Origin of the sequence: Streptomyces sp. NPDC005485 (assembly GCF_040606085.1) — a bacterium.
In the GTDB taxonomy this organism is placed as follows: domain Bacteria; phylum Actinomycetota; class Actinomycetes; order Streptomycetales; family Streptomycetaceae; genus Streptomyces.
Map to the genome: position 1 here is coordinate 1 of NZ_JBEXDZ010000245.1, position 9,289 is coordinate 9,289.

Sequence of the window (9,289 nt, forward strand, 5' to 3'; positions counted from 1 at the left end):
GGATCGACGACGTGCTCGCCACGGCGTACCGGCAGTTCGGGCACCCGTGCGGTGAAGTTGCGGCGGATCAGCGGACGAAGACGCCCGCCTGCCCCGCCAGATCCAGGAAGTACTGCGGTGCCACACCGAGCACCAGCGTGACGGCCACTCCCACCGCGATCGCGGTCATGGTCAGGGGCGACGGCACGGCGACCGTCGGGCCCTCCGGCCGGGGCTCGCTGAAGAACATGAGCACGATCACGCGGATGTAGAAGAACGCCGCGATCGCCGACGAGATCACACCGACCACGACCAGCGCTCCCGCGCCGCCCTCCGCCGCCGCCTTGAACACGGCGAACTTCCCGGCGAAGCCGGAGGTCAGCGGAATGCCTGCGAAAGCGAGCAGGAAGACCGCGAACACGGCCGCCACCAGCGGAGACCTGCGTCCGAGGCCGGCCCACTTGGACAGGTGGGTCGCCTCGCCACCCGCGTCGCGGACGAGCGTGACGACGGCGAAGGCACCGATCGTGACGAACGAGTACGCGCCCAGGTAGAAGAGGACGGAGGACACGCCGTCCGGGGTCGTCGCGATGACACCCGCAAGGATGAAGCCCGCGTGCGCGATGGACGAGTACGCCAGCAGCCGCTTGATGTCGGTCTGCGTGATCGCGACGATCGCACCGCCCAGCATGGTGACGATCGCGACGGCCCACATGACGGGCCGCCAGTCCCAGCGCAGGCCCGGCAGGACGACGTACAGCAGACGCAGCAGCGCGCCGAAGGCGGCCACCTTGGTCGCGGCCGCCATGAAACCGGTGACCGGGGTCGGTGCTCCCTGGTACACGTCCGGGGTCCACATGTGGAACGGCACCGCGCCGACCTTGAAGAGCAGCCCCATGACGACCATGGCGGCGCCGATGAGCAGCAGCACGTCGTTGCCCATGGTGCCGGCGAGCGCCGGGTCGACGTTCTGGACGGTGCCGTCGACGACCTGCGCGATCCGCGCGTACGACACCGAGCCCGCGTAGCCGTACAGCAGGGCGATACCGAAGAGCGTGAACGCGGAGGCGAAGGCGCCGAGCAGGAAGTACTTGACCGCGGCCTCCTGCGACATGAGCCGCTTGCGGCGGGCCACGGCGCACAGCAGGTACAGCGGGAGGGAGAACACTTCCAGCGCGATGAACAGCGTCAGCAGGTCGTTGGCCGACGGGAAGACCAGCATGCCGCTGATCGCGAAGAGCAGCAGCGGGAACACCTCGGTGGTGGTGAACCCGGCCTTGACCGCGGCCTTCTCGCTGTCGCTGCCCGGCACGGAGGCGGCCTGCGCGGCGAAGGAGTCGACGCGGTTGCCGTGTGACTCCGGGTCGAGGCGGCGCTCGGCGAAGGTGAAGACGCCGAGGATGCCGACGAGCAGGATCGTGCCCTGCAGGAACAGGGACGGTCCGTCGACCGCGATCGCGCCCATCGCCGCGATGTGCGCCTTAGTGGTGCCGTATCCACCCGCCGCGAGCCCGACGACCGCTGCGAAGGCGGCCGCGAGCGCGACGACGGACACGAACACCTGGGCGTAGTAGCGGAACTTGCGCGGCACGAACGCCTCGACCAGTACCCCGACGACCGCCGCCCCGATGACGATCAAGGTGGGCGACAATTGTGCGTATTCGATCTTCGGCGCGTCGATCTTGTCGATCGGATCTGCCGCCATTGTCCACAGGCTGTGGACGGCTGTTGCGCTCACTTGGCCGCCTCCACCTCGGGCTTGGGGTCCTTTTTGTGTACGTCTGACATGGTCTGCTTGACCGCCGGGTTGACGATGTCGGTGACCGGCTTCGGGTAGACACCCAGGAAGATCAGCAGCGCGATCAGCGGGGCGACGACCAGCAGCTCCCGCACCCTGAGGTCGGGCATTTCGGCGACCTCCGCCTTCACCGGGCCCGTCATCGTCCGCTGGTAGAGGACGAGTGTGTAGAGCGCGGCGAGGACGATGCCGAAGGTCGCGATGATCCCGACCGCCGGGTAGCGCGTGAACGTGCCGACCAGGACCAGGAACTCACTCACGAAGGGCGCGAGGCCCGGCAGCGAGAGGGTGGCGAGACCGCCGATCAGGAACGTGCCGGCGAGCACCGGGGCGACCTTCTGCACGCCTCCGTAGTCGGCGATCAGACGCGAGCCGCGCCGCGAGATCAGGAAGCCCGCCACCAGCATCAGGGCGGCCGTCGAGATCCCGTGGTTGACCATGTAGAGCGTCGCGCCCGACTGGCCCTGGCTGGTCATCGCGAAGATGCCCAGGATGATGAACCCGAAGTGCGAGATCGACGCGTACGCCACCAGCCGCTTGATGTCCCGCTGCCCGACGGCGAGCAGCGCCCCGTAGATGATGCTGATCAGGGCGAGGACGAGGATGACGGGCGTCGCCCACTTACTCGCCTCCGGGAAGAGCTGGAGGCAGAAGCGGAGCATCGCGAAGGTGCCGACCTTGTCGACGACCGCCGTGATCAGTACCGCGACCGGGGTGGTGGCCTCCCCCATGGCATTGGGCAGCCAGGTGTGGAGCGGCCACAGGGGCGCCTTCACCGCGAAGGCGAAGAAGAACCCGAGGAACAGCCACCGCTCGGTGCTGGTCGCCATGTGCAGCGACCCGTTGGCCCGGGCCTCGGCGATCTGCTGGAGCGAGAAGTTCCCGGCCACTACGTAGAGGCCGATTACGGCGGCCAGCATGATGAGGCCGCCGACCAGGTTGTAGAGGAGGAACTTCACGGCGGCGTACGAGCGTTGCGTCGCCGCCACCTCGTCACCGTGCTCGTGAGCCTTGTCGCCGAAGCCGCCGATGAGGAAGTACATCGGGATGAGCATGGCTTCGAAGAAGATGTAGAAGAGGAAGACGTCGGTGGCCTCGAAGGAGATGATCACCATCGCCTCGACGGCCAGGATCAGGGCGAAGAAGCCCTGAGTGGGCCGCCAGCGCGTGTTGCCGGTCTCGTGCGGGTCGGCGTCGTGCCAGCCCGCGAGGATGATGAAGGGGATGAGCAGCGCGGTCAGCGCGAGGAGCGCCACCCCGATGCCGTCCACGCCCAGCTCGTACCGCACCCCGAAGTCCTTGATCCAGGCGTGCGATTCGGTGAGCTGGTAGCGATCCCCGTCGGGGTCGAAGCGCACCAGGGTCACGGCGGCGAGCGCCAGAGTGGCGAGCGAGACGAGCAGCGCCAGCCACTTGGCGGCGACGCGCCGCGCGGCCGGCACGGCGGCCGTGGCGATCGCCCCGAGAGCCGGGAGCGCCGCCGTCGCTGTCAGCAGAGGAAAGGACATCGGTATCAGACCGCCCTCATCAGCAGGGTCAGAGCGATGAGGACCGCCGCACCGCCGAACATCGAGACCGCGTACGAGCGCGCGTAGCCGTTCTGCAGCTTGCGCAGCCGTCCGGAGAGGCCGCCCATCGAGGCCGCCGTGCCGTTGACGACACCGTCGACCAGGGTGTGGTCGACGTACACCAGGGAGCGGGTGAGGTGCTCCCCGCCGCGCACCAGCACGACGTGGTTGAAGTCGTCCTGGAGCAGGTCGCGTCGGGCGGCCCGGGTGAGCAGCGATCCGCGCGGGGCGACGACCGGAACGGGACGGCGCCCGTACTGGGCGTACGCGATTCCGGCGCCGACGACGAGGACCGCCATGGTGGCGAGGGTGACCGTCAGGGCGCTGACGGGCGAGTTGCCCTCTTCGTGCCCGGTGACCGGCTCCAGCCAGTGCAGGAACGAGTTTCCGATGGTGAACAGACCGCCCGCGAAGACCGATCCGAAGGCCAGCACGATCATCGGGATCGTCATGGACTTGGGCGACTCGTGCGGGTGCGGCTCGGTGTGTTCACCGCGTGTCTCGGCGGCGGGCTCCACGCTCGGCTCCGCCGGGGACGGCGTCGGCGCGTTGCGCCAGCGCTCCTCTCCGAAGAACGTCATCAGCATCACGCGCGTCATGTAGTACGCCGTGATGGCCGCGCCCAGCAGGGCCGTGCCGCCGAGGATCCAGCCCTCGGTGCCGCCCTTGGCGAAGGCCGCCTCGATGATCTTGTCCTTGGAGAAGAAGCCCGACAGGCCCGGGAAACCGATGATCGCGAGGTAGCCGAGACCGAACGTCCAGAACGTGACCGGCATGTACTTCCTGAGGCCGCCGTACTTCCTCATGTCGACCTCGTCGTTCATGCCGTGCATGACCGAACCGGCGCCGAGGAAGAGCCCGGCCTTGAAGAAGCCGTGCGTCACCAGGTGCATGATCGCGAAGACGTAGCCGATGGGGCCGAGGCCCGCGGCCAGCACCATGTAGCCGATCTGCGACATTGTCGAGCCGGCCAGCGCCTTCTTGATGTCGTCCTTCGCGCAACCGACGATCGCACCGAACAGCAGCGTGACCGCGCCGACGACGGTGACGGCCAGCTGGGCGTCCGGCGCGGCATTGAAGATCGCTCCGGAGCGGACGATCAGGTACACACCCGCGGTGACCATGGTCGCGGCGTGGATGAGGGCCGAGACCGGAGTCGGGCCCTCCATCGCGTCGCCGAGCCAGGACTGCAGTGGCACCTGGGCGGACTTGCCGCAGGCGGCGAGCAGCAGCATGAGGCCGATGGCGGTGAGCTTGCCCTCGGAGGTGTCACCGGTGGCTTCCAGCACCGGCCCGAAGGCGAAGGTCCCGAAGGTGGTGAACATCAGCATGATGGCGATCGACAGGCCCATGTCGCCGACGCGGTTGACCAGGAAGGCCTTCTTCGCGGCGGTGGCGGCGCTGGGCTTGTGCTGCCAGAAGCCGATCAGCAGGTACGAGGCGAGGCCTACGCCCTCCCAGCCGACGTACAGCAGCAGGTAGTTGTCGGCGAGGACGAGCAGGAGCATCGCCGCGAGGAACAGGTTCAGATAGCCGAAGAAGCGGCGGCGGCGCTCGTCGTGCTCCATGTACCCGATCGAGTACAGGTGGATGAGCGAGCCGACGCCGGTGATCAGCAGCACGAACGTCATCGACAGCTGGTCGAGCTGGAAGGAGATGTCGGCCTTGAAGCCGGCGACCGGGACCCAGCTGAACAGGTGCTGGCCGATGGCCCGGTGTTCGGCGTCCTTGCCCAGCATGTTGGTGAAGAGGGTCACGCCGATGACGAAGGAGGAGGCCGCGAGTGCCGTGCCGATCCAGTGGCCGACGGCATCGAGCCGCCGTCCGCCGCACAGCAGTACGGCCGCTCCGAGCAGAGGCGCCGCTACGAGCAGCGCAATCAGGTTGTCCACGATTCAGCGACCCCTCAGAGCTTCATCAGGCTGGCGTCGTCGACCGAGGCCGAGTGGCGGGAACGGAACAGCGACACGATGATCGCGAGCCCGACCACGACCTCCGCGGCGGCGACGACCATCGTGAAGAAGGCGATGATCTGGCCGTCGAGATTGCCGTGCATGCGGGAGAAGGTGACGAACGCGAGGTTGCAGGCGTTGAGCATGAGCTCGACGCACATGAACACCACGATCGCGTTCCGCCTGATCAGCACGCCGGTGGCGCCGATCGTGAACAACAGGGCGGCGAGATACAGGTAGTTGACGGGATTCACTTCGACGCCTCCTCGGCCCTCTTGAGGTGCACCGGCTCGGCCTCGGTGCGCTCCAGGCGCTCCTCGGCACGCTGTTCCAGCGCCCGCAGGTCGTTCAGCGCCTCGGTCGACACGTCACGGACCTGACCCCGCTCGCGCAGCGTCTTGTTGACGGTGAGCTCGGACGGGGTGCCGTCCGGGAGGAGGCCCGCGATGTCCACCGCGTTGTGCCGGGCATAGACGCCCGGAGCCGGCAGCGGCGGCAGGTGCTTGCCCTCCCGTACGCGCTGCTCGGACAGCTCGCGCTGGGTCTTGGCGCGCTCGGTGCGCTCGCGGTGCGTGAGGACCATGGCGCCGACGGCGGCGGTGATGAGCAGGGCGCCGGTGATTTCGAAGGCGAACACGTACTTCGTGAAGATGAGGGCGGCGAGGCCCTCCACGTTGCCGTTCGCGTTGGCCTTCGCCAGGCCGTTGAACTCCGTGAGGGAGGCGTTGCCGATGCCCGCGCACAGCAGGACGCCGAAGCCGAGGCCGCACACCAGGGCCAGCCAGCGCTGGCCCTTGATGGTCTCCTTCAGGGAGTCCGCCGCGGTGACACCGACAAGCATGACGACGAAGAGGAACAGCATCATGATCGCGCCGGTGTAGACGACGATCTGGACGATGCCCAGGAAGTACGCCCCGTTGGCGAGGTAGAACACCGCCAGAATGATCATGGTTCCGGCGAGGCAGAGCGCGCTGTGCACGGCCTTCTTCATGAAGACGGTGCACAGGGCGCCGATCACGGCCACCGTGCCGAGGACCCAGAACTGGAAGGCCTCACCGGTGGAGGTGCCGGCGGAAAGAGTGGCTGCGGCGGCGAGCTGCGCGCTCATGCCTCCACCCCCTCTTCTTCGGGCTTCTGCCCCTTGGAGGCGGCGACCTGGCGCTCGGTGCCGGGCGCGGCCTCCGTCACCAGTCCCCGGTAGTAGTCCTGCTCGTCCATGCCGGGGAAGATCGAGTGCGGCGAGTCGACCATGCCCTCTTCCAGACCTGCGAGCAGCTGCTCCTTGGTGTAGATGAGGTTGGCCCGGCTGCTGTCGGCGAGCTCGAACTCGTTCGTCATCGTGAGCGCGCGTGTGGGGCACGCCTCGATGCACAGGCCGCACAGGATGCAGCGGGCGTAGTTGATCTGGTAGACGCGGCCGTATCGCTCGCCCGGCGAGTAGCGCTCCTCGTCGGTGTTGTCCGCGCCCTCCACATAGATGGCGTCCGCGGGACAGGCCCAGGCGCACAGCTCGCAACCGACGCACTTCTCCAGGCCGTCCGGGTGGCGGTTGAGCTGATGCCGGCCGTGGAACCGCGGTGCGGTGGTCTTCTGCTGCTCCGGGTACTGCTCGGTCAGCCGCTTCTTGAACATGGCCTTGAAGGTCACGCCGAAGCCGGCGACGGGGTTCATGAAACCGGGCTTGGTCTCCTTCGGCTCCTCAGCCATCGGACCCCTCCTTTCCGTCACGAGTTCCGCCAATCGGTCCGTCACTCGCAGTATCCGACCCGCCACTGACAATCAACTCGCGCTCGCGGCGCGGGCGGCGTCGCGGCACCGGCGGCAACTCCTGTCCCGGCAGTGGTGGCACGGGGAAGCCGCCCCCCATCGGGTCGAAGGCGGCGGGCTCGGCCGGGGCCTCCTGCTCCTTGCCGGAGCGGTCGCGGAAGATGTCGGCCGCGAAGGAGAGCAGCAGCAGGACAAGGACTCCGCCACCGACGTACAGAGCGATGTCGGCGAAGTCGTAGTTCTCGTTCCTGAGGGTCCGCACGGTGGCTACGAGCATCAGCCAGACCACGGAGACCGGGATGAGGACCTTCCAGCCGAGCTTCATCAGCTGGTCGTAGCGGACGCGCGGAAGGGTGCCGCGCAGCCAGATGAAGAAGAACAGCAGCAACTGGACCTTGATGGTGAACCAGAGCATCGGCCACCAGCCGTGGTTGGCGCCCTCCCAGAAGGTGCTGATGGGCCACGGGGCCCGCCAGCCGCCTAGGAAGAGGGTGGTCGACACGGCCGAGACCGTCACCATGTTCACGTACTCGGCGAGCATGAACAGCGCGAACTTGATGGACGAGTACTCGGTGTTGAAGCCGCCGACGAGGTCGCCCTCGGACTCCGGCATGTCGAAGGGGGCGCGGTTGGTCTCGCCGACCATCGTGATGATGTAGATCAGGAACGAGACCGGCAGCAGGATGATGTACCAGCGGTCGTGCTGCTGTTCGACGATCGTCGAGGTCGACATCGACCCGGAGTAGAGGAACACCGACGCGAACGCGGCGCCCATGGCGATCTCGTACGAGATCATCTGCGCGCAGGAGCGCAGACCGCCCAGCAGCGGATAGGTGGATCCAGAACTCCAACCCGCAAGAACGATCCCGTAGATGCCGACCGAGGCGACCGCGAGGATGTAGAGCATCGCGATCGGCAGGTCGGTGAGCTGCATTGTCGTACGGTGGCCGAGGATCGAGACCTCGTTGCCGGAGGGCCCGAAGGGGATCACCGCGATCGCCATGAAGGCCGGGATGGCCGCGACGATCGGCGCGAGGACGTACACCACCTTGTCCGCGCGCTTGACGATGACGTCTTCCTTGAGCATCAGCTTGATGCCGTCGGCGAGCGACTGGAGCATGCCCCAGGGGCCGTGCCGGTTGGGGCCGATGCGCAGCTGCATCCAGGCGACGACCTTGCGCTCCCACACGATGGAGAAGAGCACGGTGATCATCAGGAAGGCGAAGCAGAAGACCGCCTTGATGACGACCAGCCACCACGGGTCGTGGCCGAACATCGACAGGTCTTCAGCGGCGAGGTACGGAGTCATGCCTCCACCTCCTTGGGGGCCTCGGGGGCGAGGGTCGCCGGGCCGATTCGGACGAGGGCGCCGGGTACCGCACCGGTGTCGGAGGCGACGCCCGATCCGGCGGAGTTCAGCGGAAGCCAGACCACGCGGTCGGGCATTTCCGTGATCTCCAGCGGGAACGCGGCGGTTCCGGCGGAGCCTGTGACGGCGAGGATGTCGCCGTTCTTGACGCCCGCTTCGGCGGCCGTGGCGGCCGACACGCGCGCGTGGGCGGCGTGCCGGGTCCCGGCCAGTGCCGCGTCGCCGTCCTGGAGACGGCCCTGATCGAGCAGCAGCCGGTGGCCCGCGAGCACGGCCTCCCCGGCGGCGGGGCGGGGCAGTTGAGCGGCGCTCTCCAGGGGCTCGGTGGCCCGCGGCCCGTCCCAGGCTCCGAGCCGGTCCAGCTCCCCGCGCGCGGTCCGCAGATCCGGCAGACCGAGGTGCACGTCCATGGCGTCGGCCAGCATCTGCAGCACCCGCGCGTCGGTGGGCGCCAGGCGGCGGGTCATCTGCTCGGGCTTGAGCGCGGCTTCGAAGAAGCGCACTCGTCCTTCCCAGTTGAGGAAGGTGCCCGCCTTCTCGGCGACCGCGGCCACCGGAAGGACGACGTCCGCGTGTTCGGTGACCTCACTGGGACGCAGTTCGAGCGACACCAGGAAGCCCACTTCGGAAAGGGCAGCACGCGCGCGTGCCGGGTCGGGAAGGTCGGCGACCTCCACGCCCGCCACCACCAGGGCCCGCAGTTCACCGCCGGCGGCGGCCTCGACGATCTGCCCGGTGTCGCGGCCGTAGCGGTGCGGGAGTTCGGAGACGCCCCAGGCGGCGGCGACCTCGTCCCGCGCGCGCGGGTCGGTGGCCGGGCGGCCGCCCGGGAGGCGCGACGGCGGCGCGGCCGCCA

8 protein-coding genes are annotated in these 9,289 nt (G+C 68.3%); all 8 read right to left on the minus strand.

Annotated features, from left to right (window positions below; all coding sequences use genetic code 11):
- Positions 1–67 precede the first annotated feature (67 nt).
- Positions 68–1,717, minus strand: coding sequence for an NADH-quinone oxidoreductase subunit NuoN (nuoN, locus tag ABZS97_RS41900; RefSeq protein WP_356148391.1), 1,650 nt, complete (start codon positions 1,715–1,717; stop codon positions 68–70).
- Positions 1,714–3,285 (minus strand): NADH-quinone oxidoreductase subunit M, encoded by a 1,572-nt coding sequence (locus ABZS97_RS41905; protein WP_356148394.1) that lies wholly within the window; start codon positions 3,283–3,285, stop codon positions 1,714–1,716. Before ABZS97_RS41905 ends, nuoN begins: the two co-directional genes overlap by 4 nt.
- 5 nt (positions 3,286–3,290) lie before the next feature.
- Entirely contained in the window at positions 3,291–5,237 is a 1,947-nt protein-coding gene (gene nuoL, locus ABZS97_RS41910) for an NADH-quinone oxidoreductase subunit L (RefSeq protein WP_356148397.1), read from the minus strand.
- Between the two features lie 14 nt (positions 5,238–5,251).
- Complete coding sequence (gene nuoK, locus ABZS97_RS41915) at positions 5,252–5,551, minus strand: NADH-quinone oxidoreductase subunit NuoK (protein WP_093829093.1); 300 nt, start codon at positions 5,549–5,551, stop codon at positions 5,252–5,254.
- Positions 5,548–6,405 (minus strand): NADH-quinone oxidoreductase subunit J, encoded by an 858-nt coding sequence (locus tag ABZS97_RS41920; protein WP_356148400.1) that lies wholly within the window; start codon positions 6,403–6,405, stop codon positions 5,548–5,550. Before ABZS97_RS41920 ends, nuoK begins: the two co-directional genes overlap by 4 nt.
- A complete protein-coding gene (gene nuoI, locus ABZS97_RS41925) occupies positions 6,402–7,004 on the minus strand; it encodes an NADH-quinone oxidoreductase subunit NuoI (protein ID WP_356148403.1) in 603 nt (200 codons plus the stop codon). Before nuoI ends, ABZS97_RS41920 begins: the two co-directional genes overlap by 4 nt.
- The gene (gene nuoH, locus ABZS97_RS41930) at positions 6,997–8,373 is read right to left on the minus strand and encodes an NADH-quinone oxidoreductase subunit NuoH (RefSeq protein WP_356148406.1); all 1,377 of its coding nucleotides are present in this window, start codon (positions 8,371–8,373) and stop codon (positions 6,997–6,999) included. Before nuoH ends, nuoI begins: the two co-directional genes overlap by 8 nt.
- Positions 8,370–9,289: molybdopterin-dependent oxidoreductase (locus ABZS97_RS41935; protein WP_356148409.1), on the minus strand; the 920-nt coding region annotated here is incomplete at its 5' end. The genes ABZS97_RS41935 and nuoH, both read right to left, overlap by 4 nt.